The sequence below is a fragment of the Acidipropionibacterium jensenii genome (assembly GCF_005890135.1).
GTDB lineage: Bacteria > Actinomycetota > Actinomycetes > Propionibacteriales > Propionibacteriaceae > Acidipropionibacterium > Acidipropionibacterium jensenii.
Genome location: NZ_CP040635.1, coordinates 1,865,313 through 1,889,433 on the forward strand (window position 1 = coordinate 1,865,313; position 24,121 = coordinate 1,889,433).

Genomic DNA, 24,121 nt, shown 5'->3' on the forward strand with positions numbered 1-24,121 from the left:
CGGGACGGCGATGACCGCCGGTCCGGCGGACGCGACTTCCGCGACGGAGGACGTCGCGACTACGGCGACCGCGGCCACGACCGGTACGGCGACCGTGACGAGCGTCGCGGCGGCTACCGCGGGGACCACGGCTCCCAGGAGCACGGCTTCAAGCGGAGCTTCGATGACCACGGATCGCGCGACCACGGTTTCAAGGAGCACGGCTACAACAAGGACCGCGGCTTCAGCAAGGACCGCGGCGGGTTCCGCGACCACGACGGCGCCGACCAGTCCGCTGCCGGCAATGAGGACCAGATGGAGTGGTCGGCCGCCGAGCTGACCGATCTGGACACCTCCACCATCGACCACGAGGGCGGCTTCTCCGCCCTCGGCGTCCCGGACCGGATCGTCGCCGCCCTCAAGGCCACCGGCATCGACGCCCCGTTCCGGATCCAGATCGCCGCCATCCCCGACGCCATCGCCGGGCGCGACCTGCTGGGCCGGGCCTCCACCGGCTCGGGCAAGACCCTGGCCTTCGGGGTGCCGGTGCTGACCCGCCTGGCCGCCGCCGAGCGTCCCGACAAGCGGCCGCGCGCCCTCATCCTCTCGCCCACCCGCGAGCTGGCCATGCAGATCGCCGACGTGCTGTCCCCGCTGGCCTCCGCGATGAACATGTCGACCATCCTGATCGCCGGTGGCATGGGCTACGGCCCGCAGACCCGCGCCTTCCGCAAGGGGGTCGACCTCGTCGTCGCCACCCCCGGCCGGCTGGTCGACCTGCTGGAGACCGGTGACGCCGATCTGTCCGGTGTCGAGGTCGTCGTCCTGGACGAGGCCGACCACATGGCCGATCTCGGCTTCATGCCGGCCGTCTCGGCCATCCTGGACGCGGTTCCCGGCGAGGCCCAGCACCTGCTGTTCTCGGCCACCCTCGATGAGGCGGTCGGCAAGCTCGTCAAGCGCTACCTGCACGACCCCGTGACCCACGAGATCGACCCGGAGAAGGGGGCGGTCTCGACGGCCGTCCACTACAGCCTCCAGGTCAAGCCCCATGAGAAGGTCTCGGTGATGTGCGAGATCGCCAACCGGCCCGGCCACACCATCGTCTTCGCCCGCACCCAGCGCGGCGCATCCCGGATGGCCGAGCAGATGCGCGACGCCGGCGTGATGGCCGGTGCGCTGCACGGCGGACTCACCCAGGGCGCCCGGGCCCGGGTGCTCAAGGCCTTCAAGGACGGCTCCCTGCCGGTCCTGGTGGCCACCGACGTGGCGGCCCGCGGGATCGACGTCGACGACGTCACCCTGGTCCTCCAGGTCGACCCGCCGATGAACTCCAAGGACTACCTGCACCGCTCCGGGCGGACCGCCCGGGCCGGCCACAAGGGCGTCGTCCTCTCGATGGTGCTGCCGCACCAGCGCAGGGCGATGTCGCGGCTGTTCCGCGGCGCCGGCGTCAAGCCGGTGGAGGCCGAGGTGAGGCTCGGTGGGGAGAATCTCGCCGAGATCGCCGACTGCCAGCCGGTCAGCGGCGAGCCGATCGCCCAGGAGGCCTTCGACGCGCTGGTGGCTCCTCGCCAGCAGCACTCCCGCAAGGGACGTCGCAAGGACTCCTACGGCGGTGGCCGTGGTGGCCGTGACCGCGGTGGCCGTGGGGACCGCGGTGGACGCGGCTCTTACGACGACCGTCGTGGACCGCGTCGCGACCGCAACGCGTCGCGCGACGACCGCGAGCGTCGCTACGGGCGCTCCGGCTCCGAGACCTGGTGAGACCGCTACCTCGAGGAGTCAACGGCCTGCAGGGCCGTGACCTGAAGGGTTAGGCTGGCAGATCGTGGAGACCACTGAGACCGAGTCACGACAGTTGCGGGTCGGGGACCCCTCCGACGCCCCCGCGCTGGCGCAGGCACTGGGCGAGCAGCAGCTCACCGACCAGGTGGCCCGCTGGCTCGACGAGGACCTCTGTGTCCTTGCCGAGGCCGGCGGCCGGCCCGTCGGGCTGCTGCGCCTGGTCGATGAGGGCGGTCGCGCCGCGGTGCACGCCATCCTGGTGGCACCCGGTGCGCAGCGCCTCGACGTCGAGCGCGACCTCCTCGAGGGGGCCGCCCAGCTGGCCACCGATCTCGGCTCGCACGATCTGCGGGTCAAGAGCTGGAGCGACCACCCGATGGACCGCGCCGCACTGCGCGCCGACCTGCTGGAGCACGGCTACCGCGCCGACGGGGCCGACCTGGTGCGCACCCTGCCGATCCGGCTGGAGGCCGCCACCACCGAGGAGATGCGTTCCCTCGGCGTCGCGCTGGCGCAGATTCTTCACGCCGGCGACCTGATTCTCACCTCCGGTGATCTGGGCGCCGGCAAGACCACCCTCACCCAGGGAATCGGCGCCGGACTCGGCGTCCAGGGGCCGGTGATCTCACCGACCTTCGTCCTGGTCCGACGCCACGCCGGAACCGAGGGACGGCCGGGCCTGGTCCACGTCGACGCCTACCGGCTGGGATCCCTGGCCGAGCTGGTCGATCTGGATCTCGACGAGACGATGGACGAGTCGGTCACCGTCGTCGAGTGGGGGGCTGGGATCGCCGAGGAGCTCGAGGGTTCCTACCTGGAGATCGACATCGAGCGTTCCGGGGACCCCGCCGATGACACCCGGATCCTCTACATCCAACCCGTGGGCCCGCGCTGGCAGGGGGTCGACCTCGGCGTCCTGCGCCAGGCCGCCCGGCCCGCGGACGCCCCGGACCACCAGGGCCCCGACACGCCGGCCCGCAGCGAGGAAGCACAGTGATGACTGCATCTCAGGCCGAATCAGATCTCGGCACCGACCGGGCCGGATCCGGCTGGACCCTGGCGGTGGACACCTCCACGGCGGTGTGCGTCGGCCTGGCCCGCGGCGACCAGGTGATCAGCCTGCGCGACGACAACCCGCGCGCCCACGCCGAGCAGCTCATGCCGCTGGTCGAGCAGGCCTGCGGGCAGGCCGGAATCGCCGTCGGCCAGATCGACCAGATCGCGGTCGGGGTGGGCCCCGGCCCCTACACCGGCCTGCGGGTCGGTATCGTCACCGGCCGTGTACTGGCCCACCTGGGCGGTACCCAGCCCCACCCGGTCTGCTCCCTCGACGTCCTGGCCCTCCAGTGGGTCGAGTTCGGTTCGGCCCCGGCCGACGGCTTCGTGGTCGCCACCGACGCCCGACGCCACGAGCTCTACTGGGCCCGCTACGACGGACAGGGCGCCCGTCTGGAGGGTCCCGAGGTCGGCGCCCCCGACACTCTGCCTGCCGGCGTCCCGGTGGGCGGACCGGGATGCGCCGCCCGCGGACTCGAGGCCGCTGCCGGGGCTCCCGAGGTCCTGGACGCCGGTGTGCTGGCCGCCCACTGGACCAAGCTGCCCGATGTCGGCATCGAGCCCCTCTACCTGCGCGACCCCGACGCCGTCGTCCCCACCACCCGCAAGGCCACCCTCACCCCCACCCGGCTGAGGCTGCCCGCCGCGATGAAGAACCGTCAGGCACGCTGAATGACCCTGCGACAGGCTGGTCCCGAGGACCTGGACCAGGTGATGGCCGTCGAGCGCGCCTGCTTCGGGACCAGGGAGGCCGGGGACCGGCAGGCCTGGAGCCGCGCCGCCTGGCGCTCCGAGCTCCAGAGCAATGACCGGGTCCATCACCGGGTGGCAGTTGACACCGATCCGGAGGCTTCCGGCACCGTCTCGGGGCCGTCCGGCACCGATTCGGGGGCAGTCGGCACCGATTCGGCCCGGCAGGAGGCGGCTACCCCCACGACCGGGCGTCTGGTGCTCATCGAGGAGGATCGCACGGGTCCCCGTGCGGTCGCCGACTTCAGCCACGTCATCGACTCCTGCGACCTGGACCGCATCATGGTGGTCCCCGCCGCCCGGGGAGCCGGGATGGCCGGCCGGCTGCTGAGGCACGGCATGGGCTGGGCCGCCCGCCGCGGCGCACGCCAGATCCTGCTGGAGGTCCGCCCCGACAATCTCGCGGCCCTGGCTCTCTACCGGTCCCACGGATTCGACCAGATCGCGCGTCGCAACCACTACTACGGAACCGGCGAGGACGCCCTGGTGATGTCGGCATCACTGGAGTCCTGCGCCGACGACACCACCAGCACCGCTGGCAGCAACGAGGAGAGACATGTCTGAACCGCTCATCCTGGGCATCGAGTCGTCCTGCGACGAGACCGGCATCGGCATCGTGCGCGGCAACGACCTGCTCGCCAACGAGGTCGCCTCCTCGATGGAGCAGCACATCCGCTTCGGAGGCGTGGTTCCCGAGGTGGCCTCCAGAGCCCACCTGGAGGCCGTCGTCCCGGTGCTGGAGGCGGCGGTCGCCAAGGCCGACATCGACCTGAGCCAGGTCGACGGCATCGCGGTGACCGCCGGCCCCGGACTGATGGGAGCCCTGGTGGTCGGCCTGTCGGCGGCCAAGGCCCTGGCCGGCTGGCTCAACAAGCCCCTCTACGGCGTCAACCACCTGGCCGGCCATGTCGCCGTCGACCTGCTCGAGCACGGCGACCTGCCGATGCCCTGCGGGGCGCTGCTGGTCTCAGGGGGCCACACCTCCCTGCTGTCGGTCACCTCGATCGCCGACGGTATCACCGAGGTCGGGTCCACCATCGACGACGCCGCGGGCGAGGCCTACGACAAGGTGGCACGGCTGCTCGGCCTGCCCTACCCCGGTGGCCCGGTGATCGATCGGGCCGCCGCCGAGGGCGACCCCACCGCCATCCACTTCCCGCGCGGCCTCACCGCCCGCCACGACATGGCCAAGCACCGCTTCGACTACTCCTTCTCCGGGCTCAAGACCTCGGTGTCGCGGTGGGTCGAGACCGAGCAGCAGGCCGGCCGAGAGGTGCCGATCAACGACGTCGCCGCCAGTTTCCAGGAGGCGGTCGCCGATGTGCTCACCGCCAAGGCCGTCGATCTGTGCGGCCACTACGGGTTGAAGCACTTCCTCATCGGCGGTGGAGTGGCGGCCAACAGTCGGCTGCGCACACTCCTCGCCGAACGGATGGCCGACGCCGGGGTGGAGCTGCGGCGTCCCCGACCCGGGCTGTGCACCGACAACGGGGCGATGATCGCCGCTCTCGGCGTCCAGGTCGTCAAGGCCGGGCTGAGGCCCTCGGCGATGGACATCAGCGCCGACTCCGGACTGCCGGTCACCAGGGTTCTGGTCTGAGGCCCGGCGGGGGCCGGAGCCGGGGAGGATGCCGTCCGGAGGGATGCTGTCCGAGGGGTTTGCAGTCCGAGGGATTTGAAGTCCGGGATGAATGCAGTTGAGGAGGCCGGCGCGACCCGCTGGTCCTTTACTGGGCTTTCGGCGCTGACCCCTACCCTGAAAGAATCGCCGAACGAGTCCTTGCGCTGCGAGACGATGGAGCCACCATGACCGAGAATCCGGGTCGTCCCGACGGGTCGGGCCGGAACTGGTGGCCGGCCAACGGTCCGCGGGATCAGTCGGGGCCACCGCCCGACCGTCCCTCCTTCCAGCAGCCCGGTTCCCACCCGACGCCGTCCCAGTACGGACACGGCACCTCCGGACAGCCGGGCCAGTACGGACAGGGGTCGTCCGGGTATCCCGGCCAGTACCCGTCCGGCACCTCCGCTCAGTCGGGTCAGCCTGGCGACTACGCCCCCTACGGACAACCGGGCCAGTACGGCCAGCCCGCTCAGTCTGGCCAGTACGTCCAGCCTGGCCAACCCGGCCAGTACGGACCTCCAGGAGGGTACGGGCCGCCCCACCAGCCGCCATCCTCGGGCGGGTCGAGGAGATCCCGGCTTCCACTGGTCTTCGGGATCATCGCCGCGGTGCTGGTCCTGGTCGTGGTGGGCGGAGCCCTGCTCTTCAATGCCTACCGTGACCGGCCCGCCGCCGGTCCCGCCGCCTCCCCGAGCACCTCGGCCTCATCCCGTTCGCAGACTCCGGGAACCGACCCCTCCGACGTCTTCCCGACCGGGGCGGACCCCACCCAGAGCGACCCCGGGGAGTCCGATCCGGGCGGCGATGACACGGTGGCCAACGACCCCACCGACGGCCGCGGTCCGCGCACCGGCCCCTCCGGCCGGACCGGTGCGACCCCCGAGCCGGGCCCCACCATCGGCCAGCGGCCCTCCGGCATCACCTCCGGATCCGGCCGGATCAAGCGGACCTCGTCGTTCAGCCCGGTGGTGAACCTGCTGATCCTGGACTCCAGAGCCACTCAGGTCACCCGGCGCGGCGACGACGCCTCGGTGAGTCTCACGTACCGCGGCGTCGGCACCCAGGCCAGCCGCACCGTGACGGTCGCGGCGCGCGAGGGGGTCCGGGACGCCAGCCCGTTGTTCCCGTCCAACCGGTCGATGTACTACTACCGGGACGCGGTCTGCTACATCCAGTCCCAGACCTCCCTGGAGTGCCTGTTCTTCCGCAACGCGGCCGCGGTGAGAGTGACGATGACCGACGACCGCGATGTCGTGGGGCTCAACTACAGCTATGCGACCGCCTTCGCCGACCAGTTCATCTGATCCGTCCGGCTGCGGGTCGCAGATGTCGCGGGGGTCCCGCTGTCGATCCGTGCGCGGGCGTGGCACAGTGAGGAAGCGCCTGTGAGTGGGTCACGGGCGAGCAACCGCCTGGAGATGCATCGATGACCTCAATCCTCGAACCGTCCTTCGCCGCCGAGTGCGGGCAGAGTTTCGACGACGACCCGACTGCCCGGATTGTCCAGAATGCCGTGACCGGTACCGGTGCCGACACCGTCAGCCTCGACCGGCGGATCGTCAACCAGACCGATGACTCGGTGTGCGAGCGACTGGACGCCTGGACGGTCACCAATCAGAAGCACTCGGGACGGTGCTGGGAGTTCGCCGGTCTCAACGTGCTGCGGGCCAGGATGATCAAGGACCTCAACCTCGAGAACTTCGAGTTCTCGCAGAACTTCATCGCCTTCCACGACAAGCTGGAGAAGGCCAACCACACCCTGGTGCGGGCGATCGCCACCGCTGATCACGACCCTGCCGAGGAGGAGGTTCGGGACATCCTGGAGGATGTCTCCGGCGACGGCGGGTACTGGCCGCAGTTCCTGGACCTGGTGCGCAAGTACGGTCTGGTGCCGGTCTGGGCGATGCCCGACACCGAGTCGGCCGGCAACACCGACCAGCTCAACCGGGCGCTGGCTCAGGTGCTGCGCCGCGCCGTGCTGCGGATCCGGGTCGAGATCACCGACTCCGACGGCCGGGAGCGCGCCGAGCGCATTCAGCAGGAGCACCGCCAGGCGCTCGCCGATGTCTACCGGGTGCTGGCGATCCACCTCGGTACCCCGCCCACCAGTTTCACCTGGCAGTACCGGGACAAGGACAAGAAGTTCCACTCCGAGGGTCGACTGACGCCGTTGGAGTTCGCGGCCAGGTACGCACCCGAGTCGCTGGACGGGTACCTCACGGTCGGACACGACCCCCGCACGGAGAACCCGGTCGGTCGCAAGTACGTCATCGACCACACCCCGCTGATGGAGGGGGGAACCCCCTACGCCCACGTCACCGCGGACATCAAGGACCTCAAAGAGGCAGCCATCGCCGCCATCCGCGACGGTGAGCCGGTCTGGTTCACCTGTGACGTGAAGCAGCAGTTCGACCGGACCGGTGGCATCTGGGATGCCAACCTCCACGACTACAACGGCCTCTACGGGATCGACATGTCGATGACCAAGGCCGATCGGATGCGCGGCCGTGAGACCGGGCCGACCCACGCGATGACCCTGGTCGGGGTGGATCTGGTCGATGGGGAGCCTCGGCGCTGGCGGGTCGAGAACTCCTGGGGAGATGAGGTCGGCAAGAAGGGGTTCTTCACGATGAACGACTCCTGGTTCGACGAGTACGTCTTCCAGGTCGTGGTCGCCCCGGAGCGGGTCAGCGAGGAGATCCGGCAGCAGTGGCAGACCGAGCCGATCGTGCTGCCCGAGTGGGATGCCCTGGCCTGATCCCGCCGGCCCCGGGTCCGGGTACGGATGCCTGGCGCGCCGGGTACTGATGAGATCTGCCACCACAGGGTCGGCGACTGGATAGTCCAGCTGCTGGCTCCGTGGTGGCAGATCTCATACCAGCCCCGGGCGGCCCCCTGAACGAGTTCTGCCAGAAATTGGGTCGGCATGTGGATTATCCGCGTGGTGGCTCCTCTGTGGCAGATCTCATCGCGGCGGGCGCTCCCAGCAGACTCGGCCCCAGTGAAGTGGGACTTCCGAGCACCTGGATCAACGGATGGCGGGGACAGGTTGGCAACTCCCAAGTCTGACGCACACATGACAGCCGAGAAGGAAGCTGTCGACGACGCGTGAGAACCAGGCCATGGCGACGGACGAGAAGGAGGCCACCCGGAGCAGATTGGGTGAGTGTGGTCCTCTGGGGAGGTTCCTGGATGTCGGTCGGTCCTCTGGGGAGGTTCCTGGGGGTCGGTCCTCTGGAGGACAGGGCCCCGAACCCCCTCGAAGGAGGGGGCGGGAGCTCAGATCCGGACAGGGATCCGCTGCCTGCCGAAGTCCCCGGGGCTCTCCTCCCAGCGCCCCGGGATCGGAGTTCCGCAGTCGGGGCAACGGCCGTCCGGGCCCAGCCGGTAGGACAGGATCTGGTACCAGTCGCGCACGATGAGGGCGGTCCCGCAACCCGGGCACCAGGTGGTGTCCCCATCGGTGTCGTGGACATTGCCGACGTACACGTGGTGCAGCCCGGCCGCCCGCGCCAGCTCTCGTGCTCTGCGCAGGGTCGAGACCGGGGTGCGGGCCACATCGCGCATCCTGTTGTCGGGATGGAAGGCCGAGAAGTGGAGAGGCACATCGGGGCCCAGCTCCCCGGCCACCCACTGCGAGAGCCGGGTCAGCTCCTCGTCGGAGTCGTTGAACCCCGGGATCACCAGGGTGGTGATCTCGGTCCACACATCGGTCTCGTGGACCACATAGCGCAGAGTGTCCAGAACGGTCTCCAGTCGTGCACCGGTCACCCGGCGGTAGAACTGCTCGGTGAATCCCTTGAGGTCGATGTTGGCCGCCGCCATCGGTGCGAAGAAGGCCGGCCGGGCCTCTTCAGAGATGTAGCCGGCCGTCACCGCGATCGGCTGAACCCCTGCCTGGCGGCACGCCCAGGCGGTGTCGATGGCGTACTCGGCGAAGATCACCGGGTCGTTGTAGGTGAAGGCCACGCTGGTCGCCGCCAGGTCCCGGGCGGTCTCGGCGATGGTTCGGGGAGAGGCCTCGGCAGCCAGGGTGTCCCACTGGCGCGACGTTGAGATCTCCCAGTTCTGACAGAACTTGCAGGCCAGGTTGCACCCGGCCGTCCCGAACGACAGCACCGAGGTGCCCGGGTGGAAGTGGGCCAGAGGCTTCTTCTCCACCGGGTCGAGGCAGAATCCGGAGGACCGCCCGTAGGTGTCCAGCACCAGCCGGTCGTCGTGCCTCACCCTCACGAAGCAGAATCCGCGCTGCCCCTCCCGCAACCGGCAGTGCCGCGGACACAGCTCGCACTCCACCCTGCCGTCCTCGGTGGTGTGCCACCAGTGCGCCGGGTCGCCGCCCAGCGGGGCGGGCGCGTCCGGCCGGTCGGCGCCGGCGGCGGGAGACCGGGAGGTCGATGGGATGGTCATGGTTCCTCCTGCCAGGCGGTGACGGTGTACCGCCTCACGGTGGCGTCCCGGGACCACCACGAGGGGGCCAGACCCGCCTTCTGCTTGAGTCGGTTCAGGAATTCGGTGGGGTCCGGTATCTGGTCCCAGACCTGTGGGAGGAAGGTGCCGCGATAGCCGTCCCACTCCAGGATCAGGCCGTCGATTCCCGGCCGCAGCCTGGAGACCAGCTGATGCTGGCTGGCGAACCGGATCGGGGCGCTTGCCGAGAGCACCGAGACCTCGACGCGCAGCCCCGCAAGCTCCGCGCTGGTGACAGCTGGGAATCGGGGGTCGTGGGTGGCCGCGGCCACCGCATTGGCACAGACATCCTCGGCCAGTGGTCGCCATGCCGCCAGCGTCCCGATGCATCCGCGCAGAGCGGGGTGACTGCTGCCGCCGGTGGTGAGGGTGACGAAGCAGGCCGCCGGCCGACGGGCCCAGGCCGGTGTCTCCGGAGTCTCGACCGGCTCGCCGAGGTGTGCCGCGATGGCGGCTCGGGCCGCCGGCAGCAGCCAGCCTCCGGCGTCGTCGGGCAGACCGGAGGAGTTCTCGGAGGCTCCCGCGACGGGGGTGTTCATCGGTCCTCCTCGGTGAAGGCGAAGGAGGCGTAACCGACCACCCGCGACCGGTCCCCGGCGGTGTCGCCGGAGGTGCACGCCGCCAGCAGGTGGGCGCTCCAGCCCAGTCCGGGCGCGGCGTGGAGCAGACCGTCCAGGGGGCGGCAGCCGCAGGCCCGGTCGGGCTCGATGGAGTCGTCGCCGGCGAGCACCCGGGCGATCGTCTGGTCGTCGAGCCGTCTGGCGACGTCGTGGGGGTGATAGTGGGACAGGTCGGAACTGATGACGATGAGTGTCTGCGGATCGGCTACCAGGGACTCGATCACCTCGGCCACCTCCTGCGGTTCGGCCTGCCCGACGGCCAGCGGGACGATCGGCAGATCGCCCAGGATCCGCTGGATGAAGGGCACCTGCACCTCGATCGAGTGTTCCTCTGCGTGGGTGGCCGCGTTGATCCGCACCTGCGCCAACTCCTCCAGACCCGCTGGATCGATCGGGCAGCTGCCCAGCGGCGTCGCCATGAAGTCTGCCCGGGGCAGTGCCAGGCCGCGGATCCCCACCCGGTGGGTCGGCCCCAGGACCGCGACCCGACGGGGCCGGCGGTCCGGTTCACGTCGTCTCAGCAGGTCGTATCCGCGGGCGGCCGTCTGCCCCGAGTAGACGTACCCGGCGTGCGGGACGACCAGTGCCCGGACCCGACCGGGGTCGACCCCCTCGGGCACCGGCATCGCCGCGGCCCGGTTCAGGGCGCCGTCGATCCAGGCTGCCAGCTCCCCGGGATCGGCGGGGTAGAACATCCCGGCCACCGCGGGCGGGCGGGTGACAGGTCCTGGTCGGTCGGTCCACAGTGCTCGACTCATCGGTCCTCCTCGTGCGGGTCGGGTCTGCGGCGGACGTCGGCGGTGACGCGGTCGGTGCTGCTCGCGCGGGCGACCACCTGTGCCGGTGGCAGCGCGGTCGACACCGTGCCTGTCCGACACCGTGCGTATCCGACTGTGTGCGGGGAGGACGCGGTGTGCGAACCACGCGGTGTGCGGTGTGTCGCGCAGGACTCGAATCCCTTGATCCCAGAGTAGGCACCCTCCCAGCGCGTCCAACCTGCACCCGGCCCCTTGAGCTCACGGCCCTGTCCCGGACGCCGCCCGCATCGCTGCCCGCACCAGCCACCCTCGACCCCGGGGGCAGACTGGGGACCATGATGACTCCGGTGCTGACCACCCTCGGATTCGTGCTCCACCCCGACGGGCAACGGGTGCTAATGGTGCACCGGGTCGCCCGTTCCTACGACGACCAGCTCGGCAAGTACAACGGGCTGGGCGGCAAGGTCGAGCCCGGGGAGGACGTCGCCGCCGGGATGCGCCGGGAACTGCGCGAGGAGGCGTCCATCGAGGTCGACGCCATGAGGCTGCGCGGCACGGTCTCCTGGCCAGGCTTCGGCAAGGACGGCTCGGACCACTTCGGTCTGGTCTTCGTCATCGACTCCTGGCACGGCCAGATCCCAGACGCCAACGCCGAGGGGCCGTTGAGCTGGCAGCGGATCGACCAGCTGTCCGAGCTGCCGATGTGGGAGGGGGACCGGTACTTCCTGCCACTGGTCTTCGACCCGCAGGTCAACCAGTTCCACGGCTGCATCCCCTACCACGACGGGCGACCGACCGGGTGGAGCTACTCGTTGCTGTGACCCCGCCCGTAGATTGAGGACCATGGATCCTGCGGTGGCGCGTCGACTGGTGTCTGCGGAGGGGGCCGAGGCGCTGGCCGCGGCCCGGGCCGAACGCGACCCCGATGCCCTGTCGGCGGCCGAACGGCTCCGCTCATGGATGCCTCCCGAGCTGGCGGCCGCAGCCCTGGACCAGGCATCGCTGAGGCCCACTGCACTGGCCAAGATCGGCCAGGACGCCGACTCGATGCTGTGGACCCGCGACGGGCTGGAGCAGGCCACCCGTGGACCGGTCTCCCGGTGGCGGGCCGGGCAGCTGGCCGACGCCGGAGTCCGCCGGGTGATCGATCTGGGCTGCGCCTGCGGGGCCGATGCCAGGGCCTGCCTGGATCTGGGCCTCGAGGTGACTGCCGTGGAGATCGACCCCGCCCTGGCGGTGCTCGCCCGCCACAACCTTCCCGGGGCGAGGGTCCTCGAGGGGGACGCCGAGGAGCTGGCCGCCGATCTGCTGGCCGGCGCCGGCCCGGACACCGCGATCCTTCTCGACCCGGCGAGGCGGACCGGACGGGGGCGCAGCTGGCGGGTCGAGGACATCCGACCCGCCTGGGACTTCGTGATGGACATGACCGCGGTGGGGCGGGGGGTCTCCACCGTCGTCAAGCTGGGTCCGGGGGTGCCCAGGGAGATCCTTCCCGAGGCCGTCGCGGTCACCTGGGTGGGGCACCGTCACGATCTGGTGGAGGCCACCCTGTGGGCCGGTCCGGCAGCGCCCGGGCGGACGCGGCCCGGCCACACCGCGATTCTGGTGGGGGAGACTCCCGAACCGGCGATCGCCCTGCCCGGCGGGGAGACCGAGCTCGGCACCGGGCCCGTCGGCGAGTTCCTCGCCGAGCCGCATCCGGCGGTGATCCGCGCCAGGGCGATGCGCGCCGCCGCCGGTGGTCGGCCGGTGCACCTGCCCGCTCCCGGGGTGGCCTATCTGCTGGCCGCGACGCCGACGCCCTCCCCCTGGCTCACCTGTTTCAGAGTGATCGAGGAACTCCCGCTCCAGGAGCGGGCCCTGAGGACCTGGGTGCGTCAGCACCGGGTGGGCAGGCTGGAGATCAAGAAGCGCGGCGTCGACGTCGACCCGGCCGCGCTGCGACGACGACTGCGTCCCTCCGGTCGGGGCGCGGCAACCCTCATCCTCACCCCGACGGGGCACGGAGCCCGCGCACTGGTGGCCGAGCGGATCACCGGCTGATCCCCGGCCACCGCGTCGCACCACGGCCCAGTGGCCGAGAGGGTGATGGACCGGGGCCCGGCAATCGCGTCGAACCTTCCCGGTCACCGGGTCGAGGCGCTCCGGAGTGGGCGGCTCAGACCTGGAACCGGACGTGTACCGTCGAGGACACGGTGATGTCGGCGGGGGACAGCTCAACCGAGCCGCCTCCGGCGGCTCCCCGAAGGGCCAGGGCAGCGACCGGGCCCGGCTGGTCGGATCCCGCCGAGACGCGGTCCAGGAGGCCGGGATCGGCGATCGCGATGACCTGTGGATCCGCCTGTCCGGCGGCGGATGCGAGCACCTCGGCGCGGTGAACCGCATCGTGCAGGGCCCCGGTGAGCACCTCGTCGCGGACCCGGTCGCGGGTCGCGGTGGTCAGCGCCCAGTCCACCCGGTCGATCGACAGTCCGGCGGTCTCGGCCCACCGGGCGCAGCTGTCCGACAGTGCCGCGAAGTCGCTGAACTTCACCGCGACCGGCGTACTGGCCCGGTGGTGCAGCGGCAGCACGGTCCCGTCGTTGTGGTGCGGGCGCCACGACGCGGTGGTCTGCGCATCCACCGAGTACCAGGTCGCCACTCCTGAGTCACGGAGCTGGACGAGCTGGCGGCGCAGCGCCTCGGTGATGTCGGTCGCCTGCTGGGCGACGGCCTGTCGGTCGCTGCCCTCGGCGCCGGCGGTGAGATGGACGATGCCTCGTTCGGCGGGCAGGCTGATCTCGAAGGATCCGGCCAGGGTGATCATCATGGCTGCATTCTGCCGGTGCCGGGGCGCCGCGTCACCAGACACGGCGAACCACCTCGCCACGACAGCGCCCCGGCCCCCGTCGTCTGGCACTCGGGTTGAAGGAGTGCTAACGCCGGTGTATTTTTCTTGTTGGCACTCCCCAAGGGGGTGTGCCAGCGGACCGATGACTCCCGCGACGTCGACGGCCCGGTTCACAGCTCGGGGCTCGCAACCCCTGGTGAGTGGCATTCAACGATTCGTCTTCATCATGAAAGGGGTATTGACGTGGCAACCACGATCAAGCCGCTCGAGGACCGTGTCCTCGTCCAGCCTCTCGAGGCCGAGCAGACCACTGCTTCCGGACTGGTTATTCCGGACACTGCCAAGGAGAAGCCGCAGGAGGGCCGTGTCGTCGCCGCCGGTCCCGGTCGGGTAGATGACAAGGGCACCCGGGTGCCGATGGACGTCAAGGAGAATGACATCGTCATCTTCTCCAAGTACGGCGGCACCGAGGTCAAGTACGACGGCGAGGAGTACCTGCTCCTCAACGCTCGTGACATTCTTGCTGTTGTCGAGAAGTGAGGCACTGAGTACATGGCAGCCAAGCAGCTTCAGTTTGACGAGGAGGCCCGTCGCTCTCTTGAGCGCGGCGTCGACACCCTCGCCGACACCGTCAAGGTGACCCTCGGCCCCAAGGGCCGCTACGTGGTCCTTGACAAGCAGTGGGGTGCACCGACCATCACCAACGACGGCGTCACCGTCGCCAAGGAGGTCGACCTCGCCGATCCGTACGAGAACCTCGGCGCACAGCTCGCCAAGGAGGTCGCCACCAAGACCAACGACGTCGCCGGTGATGGCACCACCACCGCGACCGTGCTGGCCCAGGCGCTGGTCCACGAGGGCCTGCGCGCAGTGGCCTCGGGTTCCAACCCGGTGGGTCTCAAGCGCGGCATCGACAAGGCCGTGGAGGCCGTCACCGCCGAGCTCAAGTCGATCTCGCGGGCCGTGGAGACCACCGACGACATGGCCAATGTCGCCACCATCTCCAGCCGTGACCAGGAGATCGGCAAGCTCATCGCCGAGGCCTTCGACAAGGTCGGCAAGGACGGTGTCATCACCGTCGACGAGTCCCAGACCTTCGGCACCGAGCTCGAGTTCACCGAGGGCATGCAGTTCGACAAGGGCTACCTGTCCCCGTACATGGTGACCGACTCCGATCGCATGGAGGCCGTCCTCGAGGATCCCTACATCCTCATCAACTCCGGCAAGATCTCGTCGATGAACGACCTCCTGCCGCTGCTGGAGAAGGTCATCGCCGCCAAGGGCACGCTGTTCATCGTGGCCGAGGACGTCGACGGGGAGGCGCTGTCCACCTTGGTCGTCAACAAGATCCGTGGCACCTTCAACTCGGTTGCCGTCAAGGCCCCAGCCTTCGGCGACCGCCGCAAGGCCATGCTCCAGGACATCGCCACCCTCACCGGTGGCCAGGTCATCGCCCCCGAGGTCGGGCTCAAGCTCGACCAGGTCGGCCTCGAGGTTCTGGGCCGCGCCAAGAAGATCGTGGTGTCCAAGGACAACACGACCATCGTCGACGGTGCCGGCGCCAAGGAGGATGTCGCCGGTCGCGTGGCTCAGTTGCGCGCCGAGTACGACGCCTCCGACTCCGACTGGGATCGCGAGAAGCTCCAGGAGCGGATCGCGAAGCTGGCCGGCGGGGTGTGCGTCATCCGCGTGGGTGCCGCCACCGAGGTGGAGCTCAACGAGAAGAAGCACCGCATCGAGGACGCCGTCTCGGCCACCCGCGCAGCGATCGAGGAGGGGATTGTCGCCGGTGGCGGCTCCTCCCTCATCCACGCCGCCCGGGTGCTGTCCGACGGACTGGACCTGACCGGCGACGAGCTGGTCGGCGTCAAGATCGTCGAGAAGGCCGTCCGCGAGCCCCTGCGCTGGATCGCCGAGAACGGCGGAGAGCCCGGATACGTCATCGTCTCGAAGGTCTCCGAGATGGAGCCCGGACACGGCTACAACGGCAAGACCGGCGAGTACGTCGATCTGGTCTCCGACGGCGTCATCGACCCGGTGAAGGTCACCCGCTCCGCGCTGGCCAATGCCGCATCGATCGCCTCCCTGCTGCTCACCACCGAGACCCTCGTGGTGGACAAGCCGGAGGACGAGGACGACAAGAAGTGATCTCAGTCCCCGCTCGACAGAGCGCATGAGCTGAGCGCCTCAGGCGCACGTTCGGCCCCGGCACCCCAGGGTGCCGGGGCCGAACTGCGTCCGGGCAGGACCCGGATATGGTGGTGCCACCGTGACCGAGAGGACCCCGATGACCGTTACCTCACGCCGACTGCGGCTCGGCGAGGTGCTGGTCGTCGGCCTGCTCGGGTCGGCACTGATCTCCTGGTGGGCGTGGACCGATGCCGCGCCGGGCCATCCCGCCGATCCGGCCGGAATGGAGATCGGCCCCTGGCTGGCCGGTCTGCTCGGCCTGGTGCTGCTGCTGGCAGCATGGTTGCGCTCGGCGGTGCTGCGCTCCCACCGACTGCTGTCGGCGGCGGTCTGGTCGGTGCCGCTGCTGCCCACCCGCCCGGTGCTCAGTCTGGACGGCTGGGCCTACGCCGCCCAGGGCTGGCTGCTGCGGCACGGACACAATCCGTACCTGGTCGCCCAGTCCCAGGCCGGACAGCTCGCCGCGCGTGTGGACGACCACTGGAGCGGCACCACCGCGGTCTACCCGCCGGGCTCGCTGTGGATCCAGGCGGCGATGACGGCGCTGGCCCGCGACCACACGTACTGGGCGGCGGTCGCGATGCGGATCCCGGCGATGCTGGCGATGGTGCTCCTCGCCGCGGCCGTCATCGGGCTGGCCCGGTCCCTGGGGGCCGACCCACAGTCGGCCCTGTGGCTCACCGTGGCCAACCCCTTCGTGCTGCTCAACATCGTCGGCGGCATGCACAACGACGGTCTGGAACTGGCGGTGGCGCTGTGCGCCCTGTGGGCCGGCCTGGCTCTGGCCCGGGCCTCCCGACCCTGGCTCGGGCTGGTCGTCGGGGGAGTGCTGGTCGGCCTCGCCGGGACCCTCAAGCAGCCCGGGGTGCTGGCAGGCATCGGGCTGGTCGCTCTGGTGCACCGGCAGGCCGTCAAGGACGGCGCGAGGGACGGCTGGGGTCCGCTGGCCGGGCGCATTCTGGTGGGTGCGGTGCCGGCGGTGGCCGCCTTCGCGGCGATCTCCTCGATCGGCGGGCTGGGGCTGGGCTGGCTGAACTCCACCGCCGGCAGTCCCGCCTCGGTGACCAGTGACTCCCCGATCGCGCTGCTGGTCCAGATGATCGGCTGGGGCGGGGTGCCGATCGCCGCGATGGTGCCGATCGCCACCGCCGTCAGCCTGGTGCTCACCGCGGTGGCGATCGTGTGGTGCTGGTTCCGGTGGGGTCCGGTGCCGGGGCGTCGGGGCGGGTCCGGACCGCTCGGCCGGCCGATCGTCCTGCAGGCCGCGGTGATGACCGCCTTCGCGCTGTGCGGGGCCGGGCTCCAGCCCTGGTACCTCATTCCGCCGCTGGTCCTGGTGGCCCTGATCCCGCTGCGCCGCCGCTGGCTGGCCGCGCTGACCGCCGCCGGACTGATCGGCTCGGGCCTGTGCTTCCTGCAGTGGTTCTCCTCCCCCTTCCTGGCCCTGCCGGTGGCCGCCCTGGCGGCGGCGGCCTGCCGGTGGTGGACCCCGGTCCGGTCCCGCCTGAACCTGGTCGCCCACCAGCTGCGCGGGTCCACTCCCGGGACGGCGCGCAGCGGCACCGCGACCGGGCCGTCCGGTGCGGCCGGACCCTCCGTGACGGGCATGTGAGCGGCCCGTCGGCCCCCGGCCGGCTCGGACTAGGATGTCGACCACCCTGGTGAAAGGCTGCCCATGAGCGACGCCGTCGGTCCCAACGATCCCGAACGCACTCCCACCCTTGATGAGATCGCGCCACTGGCGTTGACATTCGACGATGTGCTGCTGCAACCGGTGGAGAGCAACGTCATCCCCTCCGAGGTCGACACCGCCACCCAGGTGTCGCGCTCGATCCGGCTGGCGATGCCCCTCATCAGCGCCGCGATGGACACCGTCACCGAGACCCGGATGGCGGTCGCGATGGCCCGCGAGGGCGGCCTGGGGATTCTGCACCGCAACGCCCCGATCGACCAGCAGGCGGTGATGGTCGACCAGGTGAAGCGCTCGGAGGCCGGGATGGTCGACGAGCCCATCACAATCGGCGCCGAGGCCACCCTGGCCGACGCCGAGACGCTGTGCCACACCTACCGGATCTCCGGCGTCCCGGTGGTCGACGAGACCCGGCACCTGGTCGGCATCATCACCAACCGCGACATGCGCTTCGAGGAGAACCCGCTCCGCCCGATCAGCGAGGTGATGACCCGCACCCCGCTGGTCACCGCCCCGGTCGGCACCCACCCCTCCGACGCGCTGAAGCTGCTGGCCGCCCACAAGATCGAGAAGCTGCCGCTGGTCGACTCCGACGGCCGGCTCAAGGGGCTGTTCACCCTCAAGGACTTCGTGAAGGCCGATCAGTACCCGCACGCCACCAAGGATCCCCAGGGCAGGCTCCGGGTGGGCGCGGCGATCGGGTTTTTCGGCAGTTCCTGGGACCGGGCGATGGCCCTGGTCGAGGAGGGGGTCGACCTCATCGTCGTCGACACCGCCCACGGCCACACCCAGGGCGTGCTGGACATGATCCACCGGCTCAAGCACGAGAAGGCCGCCGCCGGGGTCGACATCGTCGGCGGCAACATCGCCACCTACAAGGCCGCCAAGGCGCTGTGCGAGGCCGGCGCCGACGGCGTCAAGGTGGGCATCGGACCCGGTTCGATCTGCACCACCCGGGTGGTGGCCGGGGTCGGCGTCCCGCAGGTCACCGCGATCCTCGACGCCAGTCGGGCCGCCCGCGAGTACGGGGTGCCGGTGATCGGCGACGGTGGGCTGCAGTACTCCGGGGACATCGCCAAGGCGATCGTCGCAGGGGCCTCCTCGGTGATGCTGGGCTCCCTGCTGGCGGGCTGCGAGGAGTCCCCCGGGGAGCTGGTCTTCATCAACGGCAAGCAGTTCAAGAGCTACCGCGGGATGGGGTCGCTGGGGGCCATGTCGGCCCGCGGGGAGAAGCTGTCCTACTCCAAGGACCGCTACTTCCAGGGCGACGTCACCTCCAACGACAAGATCGTCCCGGAGGGCATCGAGGGCCAGGTGTCCTACCGCGGTCCGCTCGGCGCGGTCGCCTACCAGCTGGTCGGAGGGCTGCGTCAGGCGATGTTCTACACCGGGGCGCACACCATCGACGAGCTGCACTCGCGGGGTCACTTCGTGCGGATCACCTCCGCGGGACTGCGCGAGTCCCACCCCCACGACATCCAGATGACCGTCGAGGCGCCGAACTACTCGGGACGCTGATCCACCGGCCGCACGGACATCCCGGGCGGCCGTCCGGCAACTCCGGCGCAGTCTGCGCCGACAGGAAGGAACCATGTACGACATCGGACGCAGCAAGCGTGCGACCAGGGCCTACGGGCTCGACGACATCGCGATCGTGCCCTCGCGGCGCACCCGTGGTACCGAGAAGGTGAACCTCGACTGGAAGATCGACGCCCTCACCTTCGACTTCCCGATCATGGCCGCGCCGATGGACTCGGTGATGAGCCCGCAGACCGCCATCGAGTTCGGACAGCTCGGCGGTCTGGGAGTGCTCAACCTCGAGGGCCTGTGGACCCGTTACGAGGATCCGAGCGCACTGATCGAGGAGCTCGACCAGATCGAGGACCAGGTCACCGCCACCCGTCGGATGCAGGAGATCTACGCCGAGCCGATCAAGGAGGAGCTCATCACCGAGCGGATGAACCAGATCCGCGCGGCCGATGTGCCGGTGGCCGGCTCGCTGTCGCCCAAAAACGCCTCTCAGTTCTCCGGGGTCGTGGAGAAGGCCGGGGTCGATTTCTTCGTCATCCGCGGCACCACGGTGTCGGCCGAGCACGTCTCCGACCGCGACGACGTGCTGGACCTGCGCAGGTTCATCTACGACCTGGACGTTCCGGTGATCGTCGGCGGCTGCGCCACCTATCAGACCGCCCTTCACCTGATGCGCACCGGCGCCGCCGGCGTGCTGGTGGGATTCGGCGGCGGGGCCGCCCACACCACCCGTCAGGTGCTGGGCATCGAGGTGCCGATGGCCTCGGCCATCGCCGACGTCGCCGAGGCGCGCCGCGACTACATGGACGAGTCCGGCGGACGGTACGTCCATGTCATCGCCGACGGCGCGGTGGGCCGGTCCGGAGACATCGCCAAGGCGATCGCCTGCGGGGCGGACGCCGTGATGGTCGGCTCGCCGCTGGCCCGCGCCAAGGAGGCCCCCGGGAAGGGGTGGCACTGGGGGGCCGAGGCCTGGCACGGCACCCTGCCGCGCGGCGAGCGGGTCCGGTTCGACCCGGTGGGCACCCTCGCCGAGGTTGTCAACGGGCCCTCCCGGGTGCCCGACGGCACCATGAACCTGGTCGGTGGACTGCGCCAGGCGATGGCCACCACCGGCTACTCCGACGTGAAGTCCTTCCAGCGGATCGAGCTGATCCTGCACAACTGATCCCGAACCGGTCGCGGCTCCCCGGACCCCGGTCCGGGGAGCCGCGTCGTCCCCGGGGCCCCGGGCTCCCTGCCCGGGGGGCCAGACCCAGGGAGATGGGTTCAGAGGATGGGCTCAGATGATGGGTTCAGGGAGATCGGGGTTCAGGGGATGAGCATCGTCTTGACGGTCCGGCGCTCGTCCATCGCGGCGTACCCCTCGGCGACCTGGGACAGCGGCAGGGTGAGGGTGAACACCCGGCCGGGGTCGATCCGGCCATCCATCACCCGGGCGAGCAGGTCGTCGAGATAGGCCCGCACCGGTGCGATGCCGCCGCGCAGCCCGGTATTGCGCCGGAACATCCTCCCCAGCGGAAGACCCTCGACATGGGGGACGCCGACCCAGCCGACCTGGCCTCCGGGGCGGACGCTGCGCAGCGCCTGGTCCACCGAGTCGGCGGTGCCCACGCACTCCAGGACGGCGTCGGCGCCGATCCCGTCGGTGAGGTCCCTCACCCGGGCGACCCCCTCGTCACCCCGCTCGGGGATGATGTGGGTGGCCCCGAACTGGCGGGCGATGGCCTGCCGATCGGCGTGCCGCGACATCGCGATGACCTTCTCGGCGCCGAGCTGTTGGGCGGCCAGGACCGCGCACAGGCCGACCGCCCCGTCCCCGACCACCACGGCCGTGCACCCTGGCTCCACCCCGGCGCTGACCGCGGCGTGCCAGCCGGTGCACATCACATCGGAGAGGGCCAGCAGGCTCGGCATCAGGGCGGTGTCGGGGGTGTCGGGGATGGTCACCAGGGTGCCGGAGGCATTCATCACCCGGATGTACTGGGCCTGGCAGCCGTCGTAGTCGGCGGCGTGCAGGCAGGCGGACTGCATCCCCTTGCGGCAGACCGGACAGGTGTTGTCGCTGGTGGTGAACCCGCCGACCACCAGGTCGCCCGGTCGCACCCCGGTCACCTGCGAGCCGATCTCCTCGACGACCCCGACGTACTCGTGGCCGATCGGTGTGGGGGAGTCCACCGGCGCGATCCCGCGGTAGCGCCACAGGTCGGATCCGCACACGCAGGTCGCCACGGTGCGCACCACGGCATCCGTCGGCTCCTCGATGACGGGGTCGGGACGCTCCTCGAACCGCACGTCGTGCTCGCCGTGAATCATTGCTCCGTACATGGGGAGCCTCTCTGTCGACGGGGCGCCGTCTATCGGCGGATGGTGCCAGAAGCCGGTGGTGCCGGCTGGAATGCACCCTACGCACTTCCCCGGTGCGCACGCCTGTGCCCGCCGATCCGGTCGCTCTAGAGTGGGCCCGTGGCCGCAGCCGGGCCGACCTCCTCCCAGGCGGCACCTCCGGTTGTCCGGCACGGCCCGGGCCGAGCGTCCGGTACCCGCCGCGGGCCATCTGCTGCGATCCACCTGTCCCAGCCCTCCTCTCAAGTCATCCGTGACGGAAGCGAGCACCCGATGTCTACTGACCGCGAGTTCATCACGGGCCTGCCGAAGGCCGAACTGCATCTTCACCTGGAGGGCACCCTGGAGCCCGAGCTCAAGCTCGAGCTCGCCCGGCGCAACGCCGTCGACATCGGGCAGACGCAGATCGACGAGATCCGGGCCAGCTACACCTTCACCGACCTCACGAGCTTCCTGGCCGTCTACTACCCGGCCATGCAGGTGCTGGTCACCGAGCAGGACTTCCACGACCTGGCGATCGGCTACCTGAGGAGGGCCGCCGCCGACGGCGTCGTCCACGCGGAGATGTTCTTCGACCCGCAGGCCCACACCGATCGGGGAGTCGCCTTCTCCACCGTCATCGACGGCCTGTGGTCGGCCGTCCAGGAGGCCCCCGATCTGGGTGTGGACGCCTCCCTCATCATGTGCTTCCTGCGCGATCTCAGCGCGGAGTCGGCGATGGAGACGCTGGAGGCCTCGCTGCCCTACCGCGACCGGATCGTCGGCGTCGGGCTGGACTCCGACGAGCGCGACAACCCGCCCGAGAAGTTCGCCGAGGTCTTCGCCCGGGCCCGCGAGGCCGGCTACCGGCTCACCATGCACTGCGACATCGACCAGGCGGACTCGATCGGTCACATCGGCACCGTGGTGCACCAGATCGGGGTCTCCCGGATCGACCACGGGACCAATATCGTCGAGGACCCGCAGCTGGTCGATGAGGTGCGGCGCCGGGGCATCGGCCTCACCTGCTGCCCGATCTCCAACTCCTTCGTCACCCTTAACTCGACCCCCACCAGCTCGGAGCCCATGATGAAGGGCCGGGAGATCGTGGACCTGCTCCGCGACGGCGTGAAGGTCAGCCTGGCCTCCGACGACCCCGCCTACTTCGGCGGCTACCTCGTCGACAACTTCCTCGCGTTGTCCGAGGAGATGGACCTCAGCCGCGAGGACCTGGTCCAGCTGGCCCGCAACTCCCTGGAGATCAGCTGGCTGGAAGAATCCCGCAAGGCCGAGCTGCTGGGCCGACTCGACGAGTACGCCGCCCGCTGAGCAGCCCTCGGGCCCCGCCCGGGCCCGCCGCAGGCGGACTCGGGGAGAGGGCGGGGAGAGACCTGGGGAGGGAGCCGGGGGCGTGGGACACCGGTGCGGTGCGGTGCGGGGCCGCCCGCAGGAGTCGGCAGGGTGCGGGAATGACATGGGCGTGGCCGTCCGGGGGATCTGGCCTACGCTGAAGCCATGAGTGACGTGCCACCGGAACTCGCTGAGCTGCGAGACAGTATCGACAACATGGATGCCGCACTGATCCACCTGCTGGCCGAGCGGTTCAAGATCACCCAGCGGGTCGGGGTGCTCAAGGCGACGGTGGGGCTGCCGCCGGCCGATCCGGCCCGGGAGAAGGAGCAGATCATCCGGCTGCGCCGTCTTGCCGTGGTCTCCCACCTGGATCCGGAGTTCGCCGAGAAGTTCATCAACTTCATCGTCGCCGAGGTGGTCCGCCACCACGAGGACATCGTGGAGGCGCAGCAGCGCAGCGACCCGCCGAGGTCCTGACGCCTCAGCTCCCGCGGAGAACTCCAGAATCCTGGCCCTGGCGCCGCGGTCCCCGATGATCGATCGGGGCCGCCGGTCGGCGTCGTCCCGGCACAGCGCCGGGGCGCACACCGTCAGGCGATGACATCCCCGGAGTGCACCACGCTGGGGACCCCGACGATGACCGCCCCGGGCTTGACGTCCTTGACCACCAGGGCGTTGGCGCCGATCTTGGCGTCGTCGCCGATCGTGATGTCGCCGATGACCTTGGCTCCGGCGCCGATCAGCACCCGGTCGCCCACCGTGGGGTGGCGCTTGAAACGGCCGCGTGCCCGACCTCCCAGGGTCACCTGGTGGTACATCAGTACGTCGTCGCCGACGATCGCCGTCTCGCCGATCACCACCCCCATGCCGTGGTCGATGAAGAACCGACGGCCGATGGTGGCGCCGGGATGGATCTCGATGCCAGTGTGGTGGCGCGAGGCCTGGGACAGCAGCCGGGCGACCGGTCGCAGCACGGGCCAGCGGGTCCACAGGTAGTGGGCGATCCGGTGGGACCAGATGGCGTGAACCCCCTGGTAGGAGATCGCGACCAGGAACCGGGAGGTGGCCGCTGGATCCTCGCGCATCGCGGCGTCGAGATCCTCAGACATTCGCTCACGGATCATCTGAAGATGCTCGCGCAACGATCGGGCTGCCATTGAT

At 70.3% G+C, this 24,121-nt stretch carries 22 protein-coding genes; 16 read left to right on the forward strand and 6 right to left on the reverse strand.

The window, feature by feature from the left end; all coding sequences use genetic code 11:
- The first annotated feature begins 294 nt into the window (after positions 1-294).
- The 7 genes from FEZ32_RS08265 to FEZ32_RS08295 all read left to right on the forward strand — a co-directional run bounded on the left by FEZ32_RS08265 (position 295) and on the right by FEZ32_RS08295 (position 7,952).
- Positions 295-1,746, forward strand: coding sequence for a DEAD/DEAH box helicase (locus FEZ32_RS08265; protein WP_138680896.1), 1,452 nt, complete (start codon positions 295-297; stop codon positions 1,744-1,746).
- A 64-nt stretch (positions 1,747-1,810) separates the two neighbouring features.
- The gene (gene tsaE, locus FEZ32_RS08270) at positions 1,811-2,764 is read left to right on the forward strand and encodes a tRNA (adenosine(37)-N6)-threonylcarbamoyltransferase complex ATPase subunit type 1 TsaE (RefSeq protein ID WP_071161695.1); all 954 of its coding nucleotides are present in this window, start codon (positions 1,811-1,813) and stop codon (positions 2,762-2,764) included.
- Complete coding sequence (gene tsaB / locus FEZ32_RS08275) at positions 2,764-3,495, forward strand: tRNA (adenosine(37)-N6)-threonylcarbamoyltransferase complex dimerization subunit type 1 TsaB (RefSeq protein WP_138680393.1); 732 nt, start codon at positions 2,764-2,766, stop codon at positions 3,493-3,495. Before tsaE ends, tsaB begins: the two co-directional genes overlap by 1 nt.
- Positions 3,496-4,137, forward strand: coding sequence for a GNAT family N-acetyltransferase (locus tag FEZ32_RS08280; RefSeq protein WP_138680394.1), 642 nt, complete (start codon positions 3,496-3,498; stop codon positions 4,135-4,137).
- The gene (gene tsaD / locus FEZ32_RS08285) at positions 4,130-5,173 is read left to right on the forward strand and encodes a tRNA (adenosine(37)-N6)-threonylcarbamoyltransferase complex transferase subunit TsaD (protein ID WP_028702563.1); all 1,044 of its coding nucleotides are present in this window, start codon (positions 4,130-4,132) and stop codon (positions 5,171-5,173) included. The genes FEZ32_RS08280 and tsaD overlap by 8 nt, the downstream gene beginning before the upstream one ends.
- Positions 5,174-5,379: 206 nt before the next feature.
- The gene (locus tag FEZ32_RS08290; protein ID WP_138680395.1) at positions 5,380-6,498 is read left to right on the forward strand and encodes a hypothetical protein; all 1,119 of its coding nucleotides are present in this window, start codon (positions 5,380-5,382) and stop codon (positions 6,496-6,498) included.
- Positions 6,499-6,620: 122 nt separating this feature from the next.
- Positions 6,621-7,952, forward strand: coding sequence for a C1 family peptidase (locus tag FEZ32_RS08295; protein ID WP_028702562.1), 1,332 nt, complete (start codon positions 6,621-6,623; stop codon positions 7,950-7,952).
- Positions 7,953-8,473: 521 nt separating this feature from the next.
- Here the strand turns inward: FEZ32_RS08295 and amrS are convergent.
- Genes amrS through amrB form a run of 3 tightly spaced genes read right to left on the reverse strand, consistent with a single transcriptional unit; the run spans position 8,474 to position 11,042 of the window.
- Positions 8,474-9,604: an AmmeMemoRadiSam system radical SAM enzyme gene (gene amrS, locus FEZ32_RS08300; protein ID WP_138680396.1), complete on the reverse strand. Its 1,131-nt coding sequence runs from the start codon at positions 9,602-9,604 to the stop codon at positions 8,474-8,476.
- Positions 9,601-10,203 (reverse strand): AmmeMemoRadiSam system protein A, encoded by a 603-nt coding sequence (amrA, locus tag FEZ32_RS08305; RefSeq protein ID WP_028702850.1) that lies wholly within the window; start codon positions 10,201-10,203, stop codon positions 9,601-9,603. Before amrA ends, amrS begins: the two co-directional genes overlap by 4 nt.
- Entirely contained in the window at positions 10,200-11,042 is an 843-nt protein-coding gene (amrB, locus tag FEZ32_RS08310; protein ID WP_097798463.1) for an AmmeMemoRadiSam system protein B, read from the reverse strand. The genes amrA and amrB overlap by 4 nt, the downstream gene beginning before the upstream one ends.
- 335 nt (positions 11,043-11,377) lie before the next feature.
- Between amrB and FEZ32_RS08315 the strand changes: the two genes are divergently transcribed.
- Entirely contained in the window at positions 11,378-11,863 is a 486-nt protein-coding gene (locus FEZ32_RS08315; protein ID WP_097798464.1) for an NUDIX hydrolase, read from the forward strand.
- 22 nt (positions 11,864-11,885) lie between these two features.
- On the forward strand, positions 11,886-13,085 hold the full coding sequence (locus FEZ32_RS08320; protein ID WP_028702853.1) for a THUMP-like domain-containing protein: 1,200 nt from the start codon (positions 11,886-11,888) through the stop codon (positions 13,083-13,085).
- Positions 13,086-13,200: 115 nt separating this feature from the next.
- On the opposite strand, the gene FEZ32_RS08325 is transcribed toward FEZ32_RS08320, so the two are convergent.
- Complete coding sequence (locus FEZ32_RS08325; protein WP_028702854.1) at positions 13,201-13,851, reverse strand: SIMPL domain-containing protein; 651 nt, start codon at positions 13,849-13,851, stop codon at positions 13,201-13,203.
- 264 nt (positions 13,852-14,115) lie between these two features.
- On the opposite strand from FEZ32_RS08325, the gene groES reads away from it, so the two are divergent.
- The 5 genes from groES to FEZ32_RS08350 all read left to right on the forward strand — a co-directional run bounded on the left by groES (position 14,116) and on the right by FEZ32_RS08350 (position 20,450).
- Entirely contained in the window at positions 14,116-14,412 is a 297-nt protein-coding gene (groES, locus tag FEZ32_RS08330; protein WP_028702855.1) for a co-chaperone GroES, read from the forward strand.
- Between the two features lie 12 nt (positions 14,413-14,424).
- On the forward strand, positions 14,425-16,020 hold the full coding sequence (gene groL, locus FEZ32_RS08335; RefSeq protein ID WP_028702856.1) for a chaperonin GroEL: 1,596 nt from the start codon (positions 14,425-14,427) through the stop codon (positions 16,018-16,020).
- Between the two features lie 139 nt (positions 16,021-16,159).
- On the forward strand, positions 16,160-17,674 hold the full coding sequence (mptB, locus tag FEZ32_RS08340) for a polyprenol phosphomannose-dependent alpha 1,6 mannosyltransferase MptB (RefSeq protein WP_138680397.1): 1,515 nt from the start codon (positions 16,160-16,162) through the stop codon (positions 17,672-17,674).
- 63 nt (positions 17,675-17,737) lie between these two features.
- Positions 17,738-19,270 (forward strand): IMP dehydrogenase, encoded by a 1,533-nt coding sequence (guaB, locus tag FEZ32_RS08345; RefSeq protein ID WP_138680398.1) that lies wholly within the window; start codon positions 17,738-17,740, stop codon positions 19,268-19,270.
- Between the two features lie 73 nt (positions 19,271-19,343).
- Complete coding sequence (locus tag FEZ32_RS08350) at positions 19,344-20,450, forward strand: GuaB3 family IMP dehydrogenase-related protein (protein WP_138680399.1); 1,107 nt, start codon at positions 19,344-19,346, stop codon at positions 20,448-20,450.
- A gap of 143 nt (positions 20,451-20,593) precedes the next feature.
- On the opposite strand, the gene FEZ32_RS08355 is transcribed toward FEZ32_RS08350, so the two are convergent.
- Positions 20,594-21,610 carry a zinc-dependent alcohol dehydrogenase family protein gene (locus tag FEZ32_RS08355; protein WP_138680400.1) on the reverse strand — a complete coding sequence of 339 codons (1,017 nt, stop codon included), beginning with the start codon at positions 21,608-21,610 and terminating at the stop codon, positions 20,594-20,596.
- A gap of 291 nt (positions 21,611-21,901) precedes the next feature.
- Here FEZ32_RS08355 and add point away from each other — a divergent pair, with 291 nt between their 5' ends.
- Positions 21,902-22,936 carry an adenosine deaminase gene (gene add / locus FEZ32_RS08360; RefSeq protein ID WP_138680401.1) on the forward strand — a complete coding sequence of 345 codons (1,035 nt, stop codon included), beginning with the start codon at positions 21,902-21,904 and terminating at the stop codon, positions 22,934-22,936.
- A 186-nt stretch (positions 22,937-23,122) separates the two neighbouring features.
- The gene (locus FEZ32_RS08365; RefSeq protein ID WP_028702861.1) at positions 23,123-23,437 is read left to right on the forward strand and encodes a chorismate mutase; all 315 of its coding nucleotides are present in this window, start codon (positions 23,123-23,125) and stop codon (positions 23,435-23,437) included.
- Between the two features lie 113 nt (positions 23,438-23,550).
- Here the strand turns inward: FEZ32_RS08365 and cysE are convergent, their stop codons facing one another.
- Entirely contained in the window at positions 23,551-24,117 is a 567-nt protein-coding gene (gene cysE / locus FEZ32_RS08370; protein WP_036981302.1) for a serine O-acetyltransferase, read from the reverse strand.
- Positions 24,118-24,121: the final 4 nt, after the last annotated feature.

Bases quoted from the DNA above. Each gene is read 5' to 3' on its own strand.
- add (WP_138680401.1), top strand. From the start codon at position 21,902: ATGTCTACTGACCGCGAGTTCATCACGGGCCTGCCGAAGGCCGAACTG.
- amrS (WP_138680396.1), bottom strand. From the start codon at position 9,604: ATGACCATCCCATCGACCTCCCGGTCTCCCGCCGCCGGCGCCGACCGG.
- tsaB (WP_138680393.1), top strand. From the start codon at position 2,764: ATGACTGCATCTCAGGCCGAATCAGATCTCGGCACCGACCGGGCCGGA.
- FEZ32_RS08325 (WP_028702854.1), bottom strand. From the start codon at position 13,851: ATGATGATCACCCTGGCCGGATCCTTCGAGATCAGCCTGCCCGCCGAA.
- groL (WP_028702856.1), top strand. From the start codon at position 14,425: ATGGCAGCCAAGCAGCTTCAGTTTGACGAGGAGGCCCGTCGCTCTCTT.
- FEZ32_RS08280 (WP_138680394.1), top strand. From the start codon at position 3,496: ATGACCCTGCGACAGGCTGGTCCCGAGGACCTGGACCAGGTGATGGCC.
- FEZ32_RS08355 (WP_138680400.1), bottom strand. From the start codon at position 21,610: ATGTACGGAGCAATGATTCACGGCGAGCACGACGTGCGGTTCGAGGAG.
- amrA (WP_028702850.1), bottom strand. From the start codon at position 10,203: ATGAACACCCCCGTCGCGGGAGCCTCCGAGAACTCCTCCGGTCTGCCC.
- amrB (WP_097798463.1), bottom strand. From the start codon at position 11,042: ATGAGTCGAGCACTGTGGACCGACCGACCAGGACCTGTCACCCGCCCG.
- FEZ32_RS08290 (WP_138680395.1), top strand. From the start codon at position 5,380: ATGACCGAGAATCCGGGTCGTCCCGACGGGTCGGGCCGGAACTGGTGG.
- guaB (WP_138680398.1), top strand. From the start codon at position 17,738: ATGAGCGACGCCGTCGGTCCCAACGATCCCGAACGCACTCCCACCCTT.
- FEZ32_RS08320 (WP_028702853.1), top strand. From the start codon at position 11,886: ATGGATCCTGCGGTGGCGCGTCGACTGGTGTCTGCGGAGGGGGCCGAG.
- FEZ32_RS08350 (WP_138680399.1), top strand. From the start codon at position 19,344: ATGTACGACATCGGACGCAGCAAGCGTGCGACCAGGGCCTACGGGCTC.
- tsaD (WP_028702563.1), top strand. From the start codon at position 4,130: ATGTCTGAACCGCTCATCCTGGGCATCGAGTCGTCCTGCGACGAGACC.
- FEZ32_RS08365 (WP_028702861.1), top strand. From the start codon at position 23,123: ATGAGTGACGTGCCACCGGAACTCGCTGAGCTGCGAGACAGTATCGAC.
- FEZ32_RS08265 (WP_138680896.1), top strand. From the start codon at position 295: ATGGAGTGGTCGGCCGCCGAGCTGACCGATCTGGACACCTCCACCATC.
- mptB (WP_138680397.1), top strand. From the start codon at position 16,160: ATGACCGTTACCTCACGCCGACTGCGGCTCGGCGAGGTGCTGGTCGTC.
- cysE (WP_036981302.1), bottom strand. From the start codon at position 24,117: ATGGCAGCCCGATCGTTGCGCGAGCATCTTCAGATGATCCGTGAGCGA.
- FEZ32_RS08295 (WP_028702562.1), top strand. From the start codon at position 6,621: ATGACCTCAATCCTCGAACCGTCCTTCGCCGCCGAGTGCGGGCAGAGT.
- FEZ32_RS08315 (WP_097798464.1), top strand. From the start codon at position 11,378: ATGATGACTCCGGTGCTGACCACCCTCGGATTCGTGCTCCACCCCGAC.